This is a genomic window from Sporosarcina sp. P37 (assembly GCF_002109365.1).
GTDB lineage: Bacteria > Bacillota > Bacilli > Bacillales_A > Planococcaceae > Sporosarcina.
In genome coordinates this window covers 670785-689074 of sequence record NZ_CP015349.1, presented here as the reverse complement: position 1 = coordinate 689074, position 18290 = coordinate 670785, and the positions used below count along the sequence as shown (strand labels likewise).

Here is an 18290-nt window from a genome sequence, read left to right as displayed (position 1 = left end):
GCTGCTCTTTTTGAAACTCTTTGATATTCTTTATCTTGGATAAGTATAGAAGAAAGGAGAACGAATGAAAAGAAGATGGATGATCGCACTGCTGATATTCACTGCAGCGGGAATGGGGTTGTTTTGGATGATGCCGGGAGAATGGATAAAGCAGGCACAACAAATGAAAGCAGATGGATCGTATGAATATGCGGTCATTCTTGGCGCCAAAGTAAATGGAGAAACGCCATCGCTTTCATTGCGGTATCGGCTGGAAAGTGCTTTGGATTATGCAACGCGATATCCTCATGTGAAATTAGTACTCTCCGGAGGACAGGGGAAAGATGAAGAAATTAGCGAAGCTGAAGCAATGCACCGCTATCTGACAGAGAACGGTATTGCGAAGGACCGATTATTGCTGGAAGATCAGTCCGTTTCCACTTATGAAAATCTGCAGTTCAGTCAGAAGCTCATTCCTGAAGTGTCCGGCGTGACGATTATCAGCAGTGACTACCATTTGGCGAGAGCAAGGTTTCTTGCGCGGCAGCTTGGATGGGAATCTGATGTCATTGCAGCCAAAACACCTGAATCGGTGAAAGCAAAAGTGGTAGTCAGGGAACGTCTCGCTTTGTTGAAAACGTGGCTGTTCAAAAAATAGAAAATATGCTCATCCAAAAAAGTGACGGAACGCCGAAGAAATATCCGTCACTTTTCTATTAGCTTTATAAAGCAGAGATTTTATGGAATTCTGGTTCGCCTTCTGTGAAAGTAGCCAGATAATTGAAGCCGATGGACTGAAACAGCTCCAGTGATTCTTTAAATTCATGCGCAATATCAGCAGTTTTATGTGCATCAGAACCGAGCGTAATGATTTCGCCGCCGCATTGCTTATAGAGGCGCAAAATATCTTCACTTGGCATGTTATGCGGCAGCCCGTAACGTGTGCCTGAAGTATTGAGTTCAATCCCTTTGCCTTCTGGTATAATGGTATTGAAGATCTTTTCTAAATAATCATGAAATAGATTGGCTGGCGGCTGATCGGTGTAGCGTTTGATCAAGTCCGTATGTCCCAATACATTGTACCGCTTATAGTGCTGGACACAATACAGCAGCTCCTTATAATACGTTTCAAAAGCAGCTTCCGTGGAGCGGTCTTTGAACAGTTCGCGGTAATGAAGCGATTTATTTTCTACCGTATGCAGCGAGCCGATAACAAAATCAAAGCTGTGCTCGTCCATTAATTCTTCGTAGAGATGAAGTAAATCAGGCTGCAGTCCAATTTCAACACCTTTTTTAATGGTCAATTGACCGTTGAATTGTTCATTCAACTGCCGTATTTTTTTTGCGTATTCCAGTTTGTCAAAATCGAAGTGAATAGTTTCGTCGGGATATTCATAATCAATGTGATCGGTAAAGCAAATTTCACTGAGTCCTTTGGCAATCGAAGCTTTGGCCATCTCTTCCATCGGTACTTCGCAATCTGCCGAAAATGCACTGTGCATATGATAATCAAACATAATCTCATGTCTCCTTTTCTATAGTACATATTGTAGCAGATGATGCGTGCAGCTGACAGTTGACAAGCACCTCAAAAATCTTTATAGTAGTAATTAACTTTAGCGTAGTAAAGCAGTGAAGTATAAATTAGACGGAAGGCGGTCGAAAATTCTTGTACTCTGAAATTCTAGGCAATGAACACGAGAAACATGAAAAAATCATCGGCACATTGAGCAAACGTTTCACTACATATGGCTATAAGCGCATCAAAACATCAGCGTTTGAGCAATACGATTTGTATTCCAATGTCCGTACATCCATCAATCAAAATGAAATGATTAAAGTAATCGATTATACGGGGGAAGTGCTCGTATTACGTCCAGATGTGACAATCCCGCTGACACAGCAGCTTGTTCAAATGCACGACAGCCTTCCGGAAGAAATGCGGTATTATTACGTTCAGGAAGTTTTCCGACAGACATTCCAGGAAAATGAACGGATCGGTAAGACGCAGGCAGGAGTCGAGTACTATTGCAAGAGTACGCCCGCAGCAGATGCTGAAACGATTATGCTGGCGTGCCACTCATTGCGCGACGTCGGTTTCACGGATGTAAAAATTGAAATCGGCTATGCGGGATTCTTCAATGAATTAATTGCGGATTCGGACATGACAGCTGAACAGACAGCAGAACTGAAAACATTAATTCAAGCAAAGAATGTGGTAGAGATCGGACCGTTTTTGCAGCGGCTTCCGATCGCTTCAGATATTAAAGAAGTGCTGGAGCAGCTGCCGCTATTATATGGAGCACCCGAAGCCGTTTTTGACAGGCTGAAAAACTTACACGTCAGTGAATCTGCACAGCAGGCGATCGATTATTTGCAGCAAACATGCAATATTGTGGAGCTGTACGGCTTGAAAAAGCATATTGTCATCGATCTTGGATTGATTAACCATATGGGCTATTATTCGGGCATCATTTTCCAAGGATATGTAGAGAATTTCGGGAAACCGGTACTGATGGGCGGCCGTTACGATGCGCTTAGCGAAGAGTTCGGCAAGGCACTTCCGGCGATCGGCTTCGCTTGTGAAATCGAGTCATTAGTGAAAGCCTCGTCCAATAAAGAACTGAAAGAACGTTATAGTATGGACATAACCGTCTTGTATGAAGAGAGCCGCATTAAATATGCAATTGATATAACAAATGAGTTAAGAGAACGTGACTACCGTGTGATATCGAAGCCTATGAATGAGCCTGTGCCTGCAGAAGACAGCCTGTATACAATCCGGCTGACCGAGCAGCAAAATAAATTAGCGGATCAGGAAGAAGAGAAGGAGTTCATCGACTTCAAACAACTGCTCGATTTTATCGCAAGCAAGAAAGGGGTGCCTGAATGGATTATTTAACAGTCGCAATGGCAAAGGGACGGACAGCGGAACGTGCGATGAAGTTCCTCGAGAAATCGGACGTACGGTTTTCCGAATTCACTGATGAAAGCCGGAAGCTCGTTATTTATGATGATGAGCAGAAAATAAAACTTATATTTGTCAAAGCGGTGGATGTGCCGGTGTATGTGGAAAAAGGTGCAGCTGATGTCGGGATTGTAGGCAAAGATGTCATGATGGAAGACCCCCGCGATGTATATGAACTGCTGGACTTGGGGATTGGACGATGTAAACTGGCTGTAGCAGGTTTCCCTGATACACAGGTTGACAATATTCCGTTTTTAACCGTTGCATCGAAATATCCGTTAGTGGCAAAAGAGTATTTCGACAAAAAGGGAATACGTACAGAAGTTATTAAGCTGAACGGCTCCATCGAACTTGCGCCATTAATCGGCATGTCGGACGTTATTGTCGACATCGTGGAAACGGGAACTACCTTAAAAGAGAATGGTCTGGTTGTGCTGCAGGAGATGGCAGATATCAGTGCGCGCCTGATTGTGAATAAAGCAAGTTACGCGACGAAAACAGATAGTATCCAACAATTCATCAAAGATATGAAGGAAGGACTGGAGGTGCGCTCATGAAGAAAATGTACGGGGCAGAATTCATTGAAGAACTTCGTAATCGTGATGATTCCAGTCAGACGGACCTTGAATTCGACCGAAATGTTCTGTCCATTATTGACAGGGTGCGTTCAGAGGGAGACAAAGCCGTTTTTGATTTCACTGAACGTTTTGACGGCGTAAAACTGGAAAGCCTGATCGTCACGGAAGAGGAAATTGCCGAAGCGGAACAAACCGTGACAGAAGATTTCCGCCGCGCATTGCGTTCGGCGAAGCAGCGCATCACTGCGTATCACGAAGCACAAAAAGAGCAATCTTGGTTTCTGAATCAAAATGACGGAATTATGCTTGGCCAAAAAGTTACTCCAATCGACAGTGTGGGCATTTACGTGCCGGGCGGAAAAGCAGCTTATCCATCCACTGTCCTGATGAATGCATTGCCAGCCGCCATTGCAGGAGTTGGCAGGATTTCCATGGTGACTCCGCCCCAGCGTGACGGCAAGATTAATCCGCACGTCCTGGTTGCAGCAAAAGAAGCCGGCGTCGGCCGTATCTTTAAAGTAGGCGGTGCACAAGCAGTAGCGGCACTTGCATATGGAACGGAATCGATTGAAAAGGTCGTGAAAATCACAGGTCCGGGAAATGCTTATGTCGCACGTGCCAAAAAATGGGTGTTTGGTGACGTGGCAATTGATATGATTGCGGGACCCAGTGAAATTTGTGTCGTAGCGGACGCCAATACGAACGCAGTTTATGCAGCGGCAGACTTATTGTCGCAGGCAGAACATGATGAACGGGCAGCGGCAGTGTGTATTACGACAAGTGAGGATTTTGCAGAGAAACTATCAAGTGAAATAGAGCGTCAATTAGCAGAACTGGATCGTAAAGAAATCGCAGAACAATCGATCAGGCAATTTGGCCGCATCATTATTGTTGATACAGTGGAGGATGCATTTGATGTCGTGAATCGTCTGGCACCCGAACATTTGGAGCTGATGATCGACAATCCGATGGAACACCTGGCAGCGATACGCAATGCCGGTGCAATCTTCCTCGGCCAGCACTCACCTGAAGCATTGGGTGACTATATGGCAGGACCGAATCATACATTGCCGACGAGCGGAACTGCGGCATTCTCATCTCCATTGGGCGTGTATGACTTCATGAAGAAGTCGAGCATCATCTATTATTCCGAGGGCGCGTTGGCAGAGGTGGCGGACGATGTCATCACTCTTGCAGAATCCGAGCAATTAACAGGGCATGCCAACTCCATCAAGGTACGAAAGGCAGGATATTCATGCGCAGACAGCAACTAACACGTAAAACAGGTGAAACATCGATTGAAATGGATTTTTCATTGGATGGAACAGGCAAGACAGATATTAACACAGGCATCGGGTTCTTCGATCATATGCTGACGGCTTTTGCAAAACACGGACGCTTTGACCTGTCAGTAACATGCGACGGCGATCTCGAAGTCGACCAGCACCACTCAGTAGAAGACATCGGCATTGTCCTTGGACAAGCTTTCAGCCAATGCATCGGCAATAAAGAAGGAATCGAACGTTTTGCTCTCGTCTCTACACCAATGGACGAAGCACTGTCAACCGCCTCTATTGACATCAGCGGCCGCTCCTTCCTAGTATTCAATGTGGATGGAATGAAAGACAAAGTAGGCGAATTCGACACTGAACTGGTAGAAGAATTCTTCCTGGCCTTCACCAGCAACGCAAAAATCACATTACACATCAACTTGAACTACGGAAAAAACACGCACCACATCATCGAATCCGTATTCAAAAGTTTCGGACGCACACTGCGCGACGCGAGCACCGTCAATCCGGACATAAAAGGCGTTCCTTCTACTAAAGGAACTTTGTAAAAAAGCTTACAATCTTGTGTTCTATAAGATTTTGATTCTATGACAGTACATTAGTTGATCGGAGTGAAAGGCGACTCGGGGAGGGTCAGCCCGACAAGTGAGACAACCAAAGGAAGCGTCAGCGGCCTGGCGGGCCCTCCCGAACGCGTCCGCCTGGAACGCAGATCAACGGCTCCAAAGCAAGCTCAATGCACACTTCATTTATTAGGAGGACTAGTTGATGATTTTATTCCCAGCAATCGATATTAGAGGCGGCAAATGCGTACGCCTCATCCAAGGTGACTACGCACAGGAAATTATCTATAACGACTCACCGACAGACATGGCACAAGAATGGCAGAGCCAAGGCGCCGAGTACATACACGTCGTAGATCTGGACGGTGCCAAAACAGGCGATTCTGCCAACAAAAAAGCAATCGAAGCCATTGCTAAAGCAGTCAGCATACCTGTACAAGTAGGCGGCGGAATCCGCAGCATGGAAATTGTCGACTCGCATATCGCAAGCGGCGTCGCGCGCGTCATCATCGGTACAGCAGCCATTCAGAATCCTGAATTCCTGAAAGAGGCTGTGAAAAAATACGGCGATCAGATTGCTGTGTCCATTGATGCGCGTAATGGGTTAGTTGCAACAGACGGCTGGACGGAAACAAGCGATGTGAAAGCAGTGGATCTGCTGCAGGACCTGGCGAAAATCGGCGTCAAAACAGTCGTCTATACAGACATTATGAAAGACGGCATGCTGCAAGGTCCAAATTTTGAAGAACTGAACATAATGAATGAAGCATCTTCCATCGATATTATCGCATCAGGCGGTGTATCGACAGAAGAAGACATTGAGAAATTAGCGGCAGACAATTTGTATGGTGCCATTATTGGAAAAGCGCTTTATGAAGGCAAATTATCCTTAAAAAAATTATTGGGGGACGACAGTCATGTCAGTAACTAAAAAAATTATTCCGTGTTTGGACGTTGACAACCGTAAAGTCGTAAAAGGAAAGAAATTTTTGGACGTGCAGGAAGTGGCAGATCCCCTGACTTTGGCAAAAAAATATGTAGCCGATGGTGCGGATGAACTCGTATTCTATGATATCTCTGCATCGACGAAAAACCGCGGCATGTTTCTGGATTTAATTGAAGAGATTGCAAAAGAAGTTCCAGTGCCATTTATCGTAGGCGGCGGAATCCGTACACTGGAAGATGTCGACAAATTATTCGAGCTCGGCGGCAATAAAGTTTCCATTAACAGTGCGGCACTGACGAATCCGCAACTGATTAAAGAAGTAGCTGATAAGTATGGCTCTGAACGTGTTATGCTTTCTATGGATGTCCGTCAAACAGGTGAAGGCACATGGTCTGTATTTGCAAAAGGCGGTATGGAAGAGACAGGCATCGATGCAATCGAATGGGCAAAGAAAATGGAAAATCTGGGCGCTGGCGAACTCGTCGTGAACAGTATCGACGAAGACGGCGTAAAAGACGGATACAATCTGGAACTGAACCGTGCGATGGCGGAAGCAGTCAATATTCCAATCATCGCGAGCGGCGGTGCCGGGAAGCCTGAACACTTTAAAGCTGTACTGACAGAAGGAAAAGCAGATGCGGCACTGGCAGCGTCTGTGTTCCACTTCAATGAAATCAATATTCGCGAGTTGAAAAACTACTTGTCAGAAGAAAATATCTCAGTTAGGAATGACTAAAATGACACTAGACATCAAGGCACTGAAGTTCGACGATAAAGGTCTTATTCCTGCAGTCGTGCAAGACGACCGCACTGGGGAAGTCCTAATGCTTGCTTACATGAACGAAGAGTCTATCGAAAAAACAATAGAAACAAATGAAACGTGGTTTTACAGCCGCTCACGACAGGAGCTGTGGAATAAAGGCGCGACTTCGGGAAACACGCAGCAAGTACAGCGTATTTCCGTGGACTGTGATCAGGATACATTACTAATCCAGGTCACTCCAAAGGGGCCGGCTTGTCACACGGGTGAAAAAACATGCTTCTTTACAACGGCTGTGGAAAAAGAAGAATCCTTGCGCGAAGTAGTTTATGAAGTCATTGATGAAATTGCAGACCGCAAAGCGAATCCGGTCGACGGTTCATACACCACATACTTATTCAAGGAAGGCATTGACAAAGTGTTGAAGAAAGTTGGAGAGGAATCTACGGAAGTCGTAATCGGCGCAAAAAATGCGGACAAAGAAGAAGTATCCAATGAAATCGCTGACCTTGTATATCACACACTCGTATTGATGAATATTTTGGACGTTGATCTGAAAGATGTTCAGCAAGTGCTGCGCGAAAGACGCCCGAAAAAGGAAGTGCCGCGAAATGAGTAGATTTCTGAGCACAGTTGCACGCCGTACAGAACCTTATGTTCCCGGAGAGCAATTGAATCAGCCGGACATCATCAAATTGAATACGAATGAAAGCCCGTATCCTCCAAGCCCGAAAGTGCTCGAGGCGATACAAACAGCAGTAAACGGGAATACATTGCAGCGCTATCCGTCGCCGACAGCGGATCCGCTTCGGCACGCTATTGCAGAAACATACGGTCTGACAAAAGAGAACGTATTCGTAGGGAACGGCTCTGACGAAGTATTAGCCTTTTCTTTTATGGCATTTTTCGAGCCGGGTAAAACGATTAAATTCCCTGCAATCAGTTACAGCTTCTATCCGGTTTATGCGAAGTTATTCAATATTCCTTTTGACAAAGTGCCGCTGAATGAAGATTTCACTCTTCCAAAGAAGAAATTCTTCCATTCGCCGGGCGGGGTCATTTTACCGAATCCAAATGCACCGACAAGTATATATGCAAAACTGGATGTAATCGAAGAAATTCTTCAGCAGAATCCTGATCAAATCGTCATTATCGATGAAGCCTATATCGATTTTGCCGGCCCGTCTGCGATGAAGCTGATTGGACGCTACGATAACTTGCTGGTCATTCAGACGACATCGAAATCGCGCGCGCTTGCAGGATTGCGAGTCGGATTTGCACTTGGGCAGCCTGAATTGATTGCTGGTTTGACACGCATCAAAGATTCATTTAACTCCTATACAGTCGACCGCCTCGCTATGGCAGGCGCGACGGCAGCGTTTGAAGACCATGCGTATTTTACTGAAAGTATAAATAAGGTCATTCGAACGCGTGAATCAGCCGTGCAAACTCTGCGAGAAATCGGATTTGACGTTTTGCCTTCCGATGCGAACTTCGTCTTTGCTAAGCCTTTACACAAGGATGCGAAAGCATTATATGAAAAACTGAAAAGCCGCGGGATCTTAGTCCGCCACTTTGACCAGGAAGGTATTCGTGACTATTTGCGAATATCTATTGGCACCGATGAGCAGATGAATACACTGTATTCAGTGCTTAGACAATTGAATAGATGAATAAATCGATAAAAAGCCATTCATGCGTGAATGGTTTTTTATTTGAATAAAGATGTATAAAGCGTCCTAAACCGCTGATATAACGGCCTTTACGTCAATGTTTGACAGTGTTCCCTGGTGTATATGTATACGAATTGATGTATTTTAAAACTTTTCTATTGTATTTTTATACATTCTGTCTTATAATAATAAAAAGAAGCTCGATTGGAGAGATAAATTTATGAAAACAAAAAATATAATCATCATTGGTGCAGCAGGCAGAGACTTTCACAATTTCAATACATACTACCGTAATAAGGAAGAGTACAATGTAGTAGCGTTTACAGCGACACAGATTCCAGACATCGACGGACGTAAATATCCGGCTGAATTAGCCGGCGAACTATATCCTGAAGGGATTCCGATTTATTCACAGGATCAGCTTCCTGAATTAATTAAAGAACTGAAAGTTGATGAATGTGTATTCTCATACAGTGACCTAAGCTATGACAAAGTTATGGGAATTGGTGCAATTGTCAACTCAGCGGGTGCAAACTTCACACTGCTTGGTTCAAAAGCAACGATGATCAAGAGCAACAAGCCGGTTATTTCTGTTTGTGCAGTCAGAACAGGTACAGGGAAGAGCCAGACTTCACGTAAAATTATTGAAACATTACTGGAGCATGACTTGAAGGTAGTGGCAATCCGTCACCCAATGCCATATGGCAACTTGGCTGAGCAGCGTGTTCAACGTTATGCAACAGTGGGAGATTTCAAGAAGCATAAGTGCACCATTGAAGAAATGGAAGAATACGAGCCGCACGTGGACCGCGGAAACATTATTTATGCGGGCGTTGATTATCAGGATATCCTTGACGCCGCTGAAAATGACCCGGACGGCTGTGACGTAATCCTTTGGGATGGCGGAAACAATGACTTTTCATTCTATGAGCCGGACTTGGCGATCACAGTTCTTGACCCGCACCGTCCTGGCCATGAATTGAAATATTATCCAGGCGAAGTTTGCCTGCGTACGACAGATGTATCAATTATTAATAAAATCGACAGCGCATCAGAGGAAGCAATCGAGACTGTCGAAAACAATATTAAATTCGCAGCGCCGGACAGCACCATCATTAAGGCAGAATCTAAAATCACAGTGGACAATCCTGAAATCATCAAAGGAAAGCGCGTCTTGATAGTAGAAGACGGCCCGACGCTGACGCACGGAGAGATGAAACTGGGTGCAGGTGTGATTGCAGCACAGCGTCTTGGTGCAGCTGAAATCGTTGACCCGCGTCCATATGCAGTAGGCAGCCTGATAACAACGTTCGATAAGTATCAGCATATCGAAAATATCTTGCCGGCAATGGGATACGGCGACCAACAGCTGAAAGATCTCGAAGCTACGATTAATGCAGCGGATGTAGATGCAGTGATCATCGGAACGCCGATGGATTTATCACGTGTCATTACTATTAATAAGCCATGCACACGTGTGTATTATGATCTGAAAGAAGTAGGCAGTCCGAATCTTGAAACGGTTCTTGCTGATTTTATCGAAAAGCATAATCTTTCTGCAACAAATGTGTAAATAAATCATTATAACTATGCACCTGTCGGGATGAAACTTCCGCTGCAGGTGCATTTTTCTGCTATACTGTGGAGAGAATCAGTAAGGGGGAAGCATCTTGTTTAATTCAAAAATCATCGATCTTGTCATCGGTCTTGTCATGGCGTATTTTGCCTATGACCGCATCGCTGCGGGACATACGGGAATGGGAATTTTTTTCGCTGTCCTGGCAGCATTGAACCTTCTGGCGTTTTTCTTAAAACTCAGAACTGACAAAAACGTCAGAAATGAACAATCATAAAACGTATCAGTTGTTCCATTTTGCAGCATCTTGTAGTATAATTACAAGATTGCAATTTTGAAAAGAGGCTGGAAACTACATGAAGAAATCCATATACGGTTTGACAATCGAACAATTGACAAACTTCTTTATAGAAAACGGACAACAGAAGTTCCGCGCTGCACAAGTGTGGGACTGGCTTTACAAAAAACGCGTACTGTCATTTGATGAGATGAAAAACATCAGTCAAGAGACGCGCAACTTATTGGATGAGAACTTCTCCATCCAAACGCTGGAACAAACAGTGAAGCAAGTATCGCAAGACGGCACAGTGAAATTTCTTTTTAAAATGACCGACGGCAATTTGATTGAAACGGTCCTGATGAAATTTCCGTATGGTTACTCTGTCTGTGTGACAACACAAGTCGGCTGTAATATCGGCTGCAGTTTCTGCGCAAGCGGGCTGCTGCGCAAAAATCGCGACTTGGATGCAGGAGAAATCGTGGGGCAAATCATGAAAGTGCAAGAGCATCTGGATGGTAAAGGTGAAGAGGAGCGTGTCAGCCACATCGTCGTAATGGGGATCGGTGAACCGTTCGATAACTATAAAAATCTGATGAACTTCCTTCATATCGTTAACGATCAAAAAGGCCTGTCAATCGGTGCACGTCATATCACTGTTTCAACAAGCGGTTTGACAGAAAAGATTAAGGAATTCGCGGATGAAAATATCCAGATCAATCTGGCGGTATCATTACACGCGCCGAATAATGAATTGCGTTCATCTATCATGAAGATCAACAAGGCATTCCCGATTGAAAAGCTGATGGATTCCATTAATTACTACTTGGAAAAGACTAACCGCCGAATTACGTTTGAATATATTTTATTGCGCGATGTCAATGACCATGTCAAAGAAGCGGAAGAACTTGGCCGGCTGCTGGCAGATAAACGCCATCTCTCGTATGTGAATCTGATTCCATATAATCCTGTTGATGAGCATGGACAGTATCAGCGCAGTGAACCGCAGGCAATCAAATCGTTTTATGAGGCACTTAAACGCAAGGGGATCAATTGCGGTGTGCGCCTGGAGAATGGAACGGATATTGATGCAGCATGCGGTCAGTTACGCAGCAAGCAAATTAAAACAGCAAAAAAACAACCGGTCGGAGAATAATCTCCAACCGGTTTTTACTTTTTGCGCAACAATTTAACGATAAATTGAACAATTACGGAAATGGCCAGTCCAAATGATGAAATGATAAACAATGATAATATACCAATTGCTTCAGAGAATTCATTATCCATCATGAGGAAGCTGCGGAACATTTCTGCAAATGCCAAAACGAGTGTCACCATAAACATCTTAAATGCGATCGGCAGCTGATAAAAGAGCAAGAGCGAACTTACTATGCCGACAATCAGGCCGAATACGGCAAATGTTAAGTAGTTATTGACGACCAGGTCATGTCCCAAGATCGTGCGAACGCCCAAAATGAGCAGCACGAATGAAATCAATGACGCAAAAAAACCGACTTTCCAATAACGAGAATCCAACACGTACACCTGCTTTCATTACATAGTATAGCGGAATCAGCGAAATTCGTCACGCAACCCGATCAATGTTTCAGCCGCTTCAAATCAGCTGCCAACTCCTCTTTAAATGACTCGTTTGAGAAGTTATATTCCTTGATAATATAGCCCTCACCATCCAATAAATAAAAATTTGTGCCATGGACTACTTGTGTGGAAGATTCATGCTTCAAAACAAACGACTGAAACTCTTCACGCGCAAACGCTTCGATTTCCTGCTGCGAGTAGCCGGTGAGCAAGTGCCAGTTAGATTCATCCTCTGTGAAATTAGCAATATAGTCTTTCAGTGCTCTCGGTGTGTCATTCTCAGGATCTACTGAAAAGGAAACGAAATTCACGTCAATGCCGCGGTCTTTCAAGTCCTTCTGCACATCCGCCATTTCACTTGTCAGTGTGGAACAAATAGTAGTGCAGTTTGTGAAAATGAAATCTGCAATCCATGGTGTGCCGTTGAGTGACTCTGAATGGAATGGCTTTCCGTCCTGATCGGTGAAAGAGAATTCACGGACATGTTTTCCGCGTTCCAGAGGCTCACTGCAGCCGCCGATCAGCAAGGTGAGCAGCAGCATAAAGGGGACCAGTCGTTTCATCAGCTTTCACTCCTTTGATTTTGCTCCGCCAATTCGATGGTGACCGTTGTTTCATTCATTTTATTAGAAATCGTGAACGACCCTTTATGCAGGCGAACGATTTCTTTCACGATCGATAACCCGAGTCCTGTCCCGCCCGTCGTCCTGTTCCGTGCTTTATCTGTACGGAAAAACCGTTCCCCGATCCGTTCTACATCTTCGTCTTCGATTGTAATTCCGTCATTTGTAATCCGATATTGCACGCCTGATTTAGTGGCTGTCAGATCAATAGAAATCGAGTGCTCCGCGTACTTCGCCGCATTATCAATCGTATTATAAAATACCTGCTGCAGCCGTTTCGGATCACCTTCTACAATACACTCTTCATCAATCGCGGTCTGTAACTGAATCCCTTTATCACGCAGCCGGACTGTAAATAACTCCAGTGTATCGAGCAGCAGCTGGGCAATGGCAATTGGCTCATGCTCTAATGTATACAGATCCTGTTCCAGGTGATTTAATTCGACTAAGTCATGAATGAGCTTTTTTAAGCGTTCTGTTTCTTTTTCGATCGTCGATAAATATTGTTTTACCTCTTCAGGTGATGCATCGATCTTGTCGCGTGAAAGTTGTGCATAGCCGCTAATATACGTTAAAGGCGTCCGCAGCTCGTGGACAATATTAGAAGTGAAATCTTTCTTGCGCTGATCCTGTTCTTCCAGAGAACGGCTCATCGAATCAAATGCGGCTGAAAGCTTGCCGATTTCATCCGTCCGGTCTGTATTGAGCCGGTTAGAATAATCGCCTTTAGACACTTCTTCTGAATATGTCTGCAATGTCTGCAGCGGCTCAAACAGTGAGCGCCAGACACGCTGCAAAATGTAAAACAGGATGAGAAAAAATGCACTGCCTACAAGCAGCATAATCGGCAGACTGTCATGAAACACATCTTGGATGGCAGCAAGCGGAACATAAATATAAATAAAGCCAATCAGCCCGTTTTCCCCTTTGATCGGGAAAATTCCGCCGAAGATTTCTCGGTTCAGCTCTTCAACAAAACCTTCCTTCATGACGGGCTGTCCCATTTCCAATGATTTCTCGTCGCTGTCATTGATCAGTGATTGGTAATCCAGCTGATAGGGGAAGTAAGACGTTAAATCATCAAGACGGTCGACTACGATAATTTCATATTCCGAAACAATGTTATACCATTGAATTTTTTCTATAATGGAATCACTGAGTTCGCCGTAATGATAATGCGCTGCCGTTCTGCTGCCCTGATACATGATCGATTCCTTGATTTGTTCTTTGTACAAATCGGTATATAAATAATGAATGAAAAAAAATGAAAATAAAATCGTACAGGTGATGCTTCCGAGAAAGACAATCATCATTTTTTTGCTTAAATTGAGATTATTCATCGGGATCCTCTAATTTATAGCCGATCCCCCATACCGTCTCAATCATTTCGCCGGCATCGCCAAGTTTTAAGCGCAGTGTTTTAATATGTGTATCAATTGTCCGCTCACTGCTTTGATGATCGTCCCCCCAAATTAATTCAAGTAATTGCTCACGGGAATACGCACGCCCTTTATGTTTGACAAGCAATAGCAGCAGGCCGAATTCTTTCAATGTTAAATTAAGGGGTTTTCCGTCCAGATGTGCTGTGTAGGAATCTTCATTGATTGTCAAAGGGCCTGCCTGCATGATCAGCGGGTCTGGATTACGGCGATACGTTCTGCGCAATACAGCTTCAATGCGGGCAACCAGTTCACGCGGCAAGAACGGTTTCACGATGTAATCGTCTCCGCCCAGTTTCAAACCTTGCACTTTATCCCATTCCTCACCCCTCGCAGAAAGGAATATCAATGGAATGGAAGAAGAGCGCTTCAATTCCTCGGCGAACGTGAATCCATCCATGTAAGGCATCATCACATCCACGATACATAAATCCACATCATGCTGTTTGATGACGGATAATGCGTGAATGCCATCGCTTGCTTCGAGTACACTGTATCCCGCATCTTCTAAAATCATGCGAATTAAATCCCGCATTTGCGGTTCATCATCAATGACTAGTAATTGGTAACTCATGGGAACTCCTCATTTCATTAAATCGTTATAGGTTAATTTTCCGTAAAAGATGTGAAATTCACATGAAGTTTCAAAAAGTTGTTGAAACTTCATAGAAATTTCGCAATCATATCTTATAATCATAACAGCTAAACGAACAGATAGGAGAATGAAAATATGAAACGTTTCGGAATGTTAGTAATGAGCACGGCCATGATTACCGCGCTTGCGGGATGCGGCCAAAAGGAAGAAGTGCCGACGGAGGCTGCATTGCCTGAACCAATCGAAGTGGAACTGACGGTGCCGGAGCAGGCAAATGCCAATGAACCGGTGACACTGACGACGCTTGTGACCCAGGGTGATGAAAAAGTGGAAGACGCATCAGAAGTAGAGTATGAAATCTGGGAAGAAGGCAAAAAAGAAGACAGTATTCATGTGGAAACGACGAATGACAAAGAAGGCATCTATTCGGCAGAGACCACGTTTGAAACAGACGGAATGTATCATGTTCAAGTACACGTAACGGCACGCGATATGCATGTCATGCCTGAAAAACAAATTCAGATCGGTGAATCCGCTCAACATTCGGATGGTCATGAAAGCGCCCAGGAAGGTCAGCATAATGAGCACAGCCATGGCGCAGAAGGTCTCTCACTTCACTTCGTGCAACCTAAAGATGCAACGGCAACAGCTGAGACGGAACTGATGACACATGCTCAACTTGAAGGCACAGCACTTGAAAATACACAAGTCCGCTATGAAGTAATCGATGCAGATAAAAAAACGAAGTGGGTAGACACGGATGAAACGAAGCCGGGCGAATATACCGGTAAATATCAATTTCCGAAAGCAGGCAGCTATCAAGTAATTATCCATGTGGAAAACGAGGATATTCATGAACATGAAGAATATACGGTGGAAGTAAAATAAAGTAATTTAACCCCCTTGCCGCGCTTGCGGCAAGGGGGTTTTTTATGCTTTGTAATGTGTATTCTCTATTTTCGCGGCGGGCGCTCAATGAGGCGGGGGGAAGCGCTCAAAGCACATGGCAAGCGCTCATACCATCTTCGTGAGCGCTCAATGCATCCGGGCAAGCGCTCATACATCTTCGCCAGCGTTCAATGCACGTGTCCAAGCGCTCATACATCTCCGCCAGCGCTCAATGCACGTGTCCAAGCGCTCATACATCTTCGCCAGCGCTCAATGCACATGTCCAAGTGATCATACCACCTTCACAACCGCTCAGTGCACATGTCCACCCGCTCATACCATCGCCGCAACCGCTCAATGCACATGTCCAACCGATCATACCATCTCCGCCAGCGCTCAATGCACCCGGGCAAGCGCTCATACATCTTCGCCAGCGCTCAATGCACGTGTCCAAGTGATCATACATCTTCGTGAGCGCTCAATGCACCCGGGCAAGCGCTCATACATCTTCGCCAGCGCTCAATGCACGTGTCCAAGTGATCATACATCTTCGTGAGCGCTCAATGCACCCGGGCAAGCGCTCATACATCTTCGCCAGCGCTCAATGCACGTGTCCAAGTGATCATACCATCTTCACAACCGCTCAATGCACATGTCCACCCGCTCATACCATCTCCGCAACCGCTCAAAGCCCCCGTCCAACCGCTCAATCCGCCCCGCACTCACTTTACTCAATGTAAAAACTCGATATCACAGGGAAAAAGAGTTACACTAGTAGGGGTGAAAGATTAACATAGGCAGAGGAGTGTTAGCATGACAAATTATCCAAAAAAGACTTGCTCAATCGAAAGACTGGTGACAATTCCTGAAGACGTACAAAAAGTACTGAACGGTGAAAAATGGGCTACAAGACGTAATGGCGTCTACGCTTATCCCGGTGAGACGATGATTTTAGAAGGACAAGAGTTTAGAATCGAAAAGTTATATGAGCAGACACTCGGAGAACTGACAGATGAGGATGCGAAATCAGAAGGCCATGACACAGTGGAGGAATATAAACAGGCTATGCTGTCTATCCATGATAAAATGCCTTGGCTGCCTAAAATGAAAGTATGGGTGCACGAATACAGCCCAATTCAGAAATGATGTAATAGATGAACCTCTATTATGGAGCGATCGTATTTATGCACGTCGTATCGGCTGTCATTGCAGTGGGACCGTTATTTCTCCTGCTGCCTTTGATCCGCCGGCTGCGTACTGCCAAAGCAGAAGCGGAAGACATCTATCTGGCATTCATTCGAGTCATCATCCGGCTGGTTATGCATTCAGGCCATGTTCTGGTCGTGTCGGGCATACTGCTGATTTTATTCGGTCCATGGCCGTGGCACACATCCTGGATTATCCTCACAATCGGTATTATGCTGCTGTCCGGCATATTCCTGGCGACGGGTTTTTCATCTGTATTAAAGCGATTCCACGAGTCCGGGAACGACAGGGAGGCAGTCATCAATAAATTGCAGCGCACCGCCTGGATCTATATCGGATTACTTCTGATCATGCTTTGGCTTATGGTGCAAAAACCGGCAGTTTGGTAAAATTACATAACGGACTAAAAAGATGTGTACAATGCTGCACATCTTTTTAGTTGCAAGACACAGTTTGACAGTGAAAAACAGAGCGCATATGATGAAGACAGCAGTTTTTTGAAAGGACGATTTGAAGATGAAAATGAAAGCATTCAGTCTGCTGATGATTCTGGGCTTATTCCTGACAGCCTGCAGTCCGTCTGACAGCAAAGAAACGATTACATTCGGCACAACAGCTGGCATTTATGCAAAAGTTATCGATCAGGCATTGAAACCCGCTTTAGAAAAACAGGGATACAGCGTGGAAGTGAAAACGTATGTAGATTTGATTGAACCGAATCAGGATCTGGCAGACGGTGAAATTGATGCGAATCTCAGCCAGCAAAAAATCAGTCTGACTCAATTTAATGAACAATTCAACTTGCCAATCACTGCATTGACTGAAGTGCCGAGTGTGGGGCTTGGTTTGTATTCAAACTCGCTGACGTCTATGGATGATATACCAAACGGCGCCTGGATCACGATCCCGAATGACGACCTTGGCACGGCAAGAGCATTGCGTTTTCTTGAACAGCAAGGATTACTCTCATTGGATGCAGAAGCATCTGCATATGGCGTCACCGAAAAACAAATCGACAGCAATCCGAAAGACCTGACAATCCAGCCTGTCCTGACAGCTCAGCTGATCGCATCGATGGCCAGCGGGGATTTGGCGGTCATCCCTGATAACTTCATTATGGCCAATGAAATGGAATTGACAGAGGCGTTGGCTCATGAGGAAATAAGTGAAGAGCTGCAGTACATCGTGGCAGTGAGAGAAGAAGACCAGGATAAAGACTTTGCCCAGGCAATTAAAAAAGCGGCAGCGTCTGAATCATTCAAACAAGTGATTGAAGAGAAATTTCAGAGCTTTGGCAAATAAAAAACACGTATGGACTCAAAAGCTGA

General features: G+C 44.8%; 22 protein-coding genes. 16 read left to right on the top strand and 6 right to left on the bottom strand.

The annotated features are described in order from the left end of the window. Positions 1-64 precede the first annotated feature (64 nt). Entirely contained in the window at positions 65-637 is a 573-nt protein-coding gene (locus SporoP37_RS03610; protein ID WP_099662770.1) for a YdcF family protein, read from the top strand. A 64-nt stretch (positions 638-701) separates the two neighbouring features. Here SporoP37_RS03610 and SporoP37_RS03605 read toward each other — a convergent pair whose 3' ends face one another. Next, positions 702-1496, bottom strand: coding sequence for a histidinol-phosphatase HisJ family protein (locus SporoP37_RS03605; protein WP_085430295.1), 795 nt, complete (start codon positions 1494-1496; stop codon positions 702-704). A 152-nt stretch (positions 1497-1648) separates the two neighbouring features. Between SporoP37_RS03605 and hisZ the strand changes: the two genes are divergently transcribed. The 11 genes from hisZ (at position 1649) to rlmN (ending at position 11768) form a co-directional block, all read left to right on the top strand. Then, entirely contained in the window at positions 1649-2881 is a 1233-nt protein-coding gene (gene hisZ, locus SporoP37_RS03600; protein WP_081242367.1) for an ATP phosphoribosyltransferase regulatory subunit, read from the top strand. Then, complete coding sequence (gene hisG, locus SporoP37_RS03595; protein ID WP_081242366.1) at positions 2869-3504, top strand: ATP phosphoribosyltransferase; 636 nt, start codon at positions 2869-2871, stop codon at positions 3502-3504. The genes hisZ and hisG overlap by 13 nt, the downstream gene beginning before the upstream one ends. Then, a complete protein-coding gene (gene hisD / locus SporoP37_RS03590; RefSeq protein WP_085430294.1) occupies positions 3501-4799 on the top strand; it encodes a histidinol dehydrogenase in 1299 nt (432 codons plus the stop codon). Before hisG ends, hisD begins: the two co-directional genes overlap by 4 nt. Further along, positions 4781-5365: an imidazoleglycerol-phosphate dehydratase HisB gene (gene hisB / locus SporoP37_RS03585; protein WP_085430293.1), complete on the top strand. Its 585-nt coding sequence runs from the start codon at positions 4781-4783 to the stop codon at positions 5363-5365. Before hisD ends, hisB begins: the two co-directional genes overlap by 19 nt. Before the next feature lie 220 nt (positions 5366-5585). After that, the gene (gene hisA / locus SporoP37_RS03580) at positions 5586-6311 is read left to right on the top strand and encodes a 1-(5-phosphoribosyl)-5-[(5-phosphoribosylamino)methylideneamino]imidazole-4-carboxamide isomerase (RefSeq protein ID WP_081242363.1); all 726 of its coding nucleotides are present in this window, start codon (positions 5586-5588) and stop codon (positions 6309-6311) included. Continuing rightward, on the top strand, positions 6298-7062 hold the full coding sequence (gene hisF / locus SporoP37_RS03575; protein ID WP_085430292.1) for an imidazole glycerol phosphate synthase subunit HisF: 765 nt from the start codon (positions 6298-6300) through the stop codon (positions 7060-7062). The genes hisA and hisF overlap by 14 nt, the downstream gene beginning before the upstream one ends. Then, on the top strand, positions 7055-7705 hold the full coding sequence (gene hisIE / locus SporoP37_RS03570) for a bifunctional phosphoribosyl-AMP cyclohydrolase/phosphoribosyl-ATP diphosphatase HisIE (protein ID WP_085430291.1): 651 nt from the start codon (positions 7055-7057) through the stop codon (positions 7703-7705). The genes hisF and hisIE overlap by 8 nt, the downstream gene beginning before the upstream one ends. Further along, complete coding sequence (gene hisC, locus SporoP37_RS03565) at positions 7698-8759, top strand: histidinol-phosphate transaminase (RefSeq protein ID WP_085430290.1); 1062 nt, start codon at positions 7698-7700, stop codon at positions 8757-8759. The genes hisIE and hisC overlap by 8 nt, the downstream gene beginning before the upstream one ends. A gap of 220 nt (positions 8760-8979) precedes the next feature. Continuing rightward, the gene (locus SporoP37_RS03560; RefSeq protein WP_085430289.1) at positions 8980-10332 is read left to right on the top strand and encodes a cyclic 2,3-diphosphoglycerate synthase; all 1353 of its coding nucleotides are present in this window, start codon (positions 8980-8982) and stop codon (positions 10330-10332) included. Between the two features lie 97 nt (positions 10333-10429). After that, positions 10430-10612 carry a hypothetical protein gene (locus SporoP37_RS03555; RefSeq protein ID WP_081242358.1) on the top strand — a complete coding sequence of 61 codons (183 nt, stop codon included), beginning with the start codon at positions 10430-10432 and terminating at the stop codon, positions 10610-10612. A 79-nt stretch (positions 10613-10691) separates the two neighbouring features. Further along, positions 10692-11768 (top strand): dual-specificity RNA methyltransferase RlmN, encoded by a 1077-nt coding sequence (gene rlmN / locus SporoP37_RS03550; protein ID WP_085430288.1) that lies wholly within the window; start codon positions 10692-10694, stop codon positions 11766-11768. Positions 11769-11782: 14 nt separating this feature from the next. On the opposite strand, the gene SporoP37_RS03545 is transcribed toward rlmN, so the two are convergent. The 4 genes from SporoP37_RS03545 to SporoP37_RS03530 all read right to left on the bottom strand — a co-directional run bounded on the left by SporoP37_RS03545 (position 11783) and on the right by SporoP37_RS03530 (position 14847). Beyond that, positions 11783-12148, bottom strand: a complete 366-nt coding sequence (locus tag SporoP37_RS03545) for a hypothetical protein (protein ID WP_081242356.1) — start codon at positions 12146-12148, stop codon at positions 11783-11785. Between the two features lie 62 nt (positions 12149-12210). After that, on the bottom strand, positions 12211-12774 hold the full coding sequence (locus SporoP37_RS03540) for an SCO family protein (RefSeq protein ID WP_081242355.1): 564 nt from the start codon (positions 12772-12774) through the stop codon (positions 12211-12213). Further along, positions 12774-14174 (bottom strand): sensor histidine kinase, encoded by a 1401-nt coding sequence (locus SporoP37_RS03535; protein ID WP_085430287.1) that lies wholly within the window; start codon positions 14172-14174, stop codon positions 12774-12776. Before SporoP37_RS03535 ends, SporoP37_RS03540 begins: the two co-directional genes overlap by 1 nt. Then, positions 14167-14847: a response regulator transcription factor gene (locus SporoP37_RS03530; protein WP_085430286.1), complete on the bottom strand. Its 681-nt coding sequence runs from the start codon at positions 14845-14847 to the stop codon at positions 14167-14169. The genes SporoP37_RS03535 and SporoP37_RS03530 overlap by 8 nt, the downstream gene beginning before the upstream one ends. 156 nt (positions 14848-15003) lie before the next feature. Between SporoP37_RS03530 and SporoP37_RS03525 the strand changes: the two genes are divergently transcribed. Beyond that, a complete protein-coding gene (locus tag SporoP37_RS03525) occupies positions 15004-15756 on the top strand; it encodes a FixH family protein (protein ID WP_081242352.1) in 753 nt (250 codons plus the stop codon). Between the two features lie 250 nt (positions 15757-16006). Here the strand turns inward: SporoP37_RS03525 and SporoP37_RS16840 are convergent, their stop codons facing one another. Beyond that, positions 16007-16177, bottom strand: coding sequence for a hypothetical protein (locus SporoP37_RS16840; RefSeq protein ID WP_198160048.1), 171 nt, complete (start codon positions 16175-16177; stop codon positions 16007-16009). A gap of 392 nt (positions 16178-16569) precedes the next feature. On the opposite strand from SporoP37_RS16840, the gene SporoP37_RS03520 reads away from it, so the two are divergent. The 3 genes from SporoP37_RS03520 to SporoP37_RS03510 all read left to right on the top strand — a co-directional run bounded on the left by SporoP37_RS03520 (position 16570) and on the right by SporoP37_RS03510 (position 18264). Further along, positions 16570-16902: an ASCH domain-containing protein gene (locus tag SporoP37_RS03520; protein ID WP_081242350.1), complete on the top strand. Its 333-nt coding sequence runs from the start codon at positions 16570-16572 to the stop codon at positions 16900-16902. An 8-nt stretch (positions 16903-16910) separates the two neighbouring features. Beyond that, positions 16911-17351 (top strand): DUF2269 family protein, encoded by a 441-nt coding sequence (locus tag SporoP37_RS03515; RefSeq protein WP_085430285.1) that lies wholly within the window; start codon positions 16911-16913, stop codon positions 17349-17351. A gap of 127 nt (positions 17352-17478) precedes the next feature. Further along, positions 17479-18264, top strand: a complete 786-nt coding sequence (locus SporoP37_RS03510) for a MetQ/NlpA family ABC transporter substrate-binding protein (protein ID WP_085430284.1) — start codon at positions 17479-17481, stop codon at positions 18262-18264. Positions 18265-18290 lie beyond the last annotated feature (26 nt).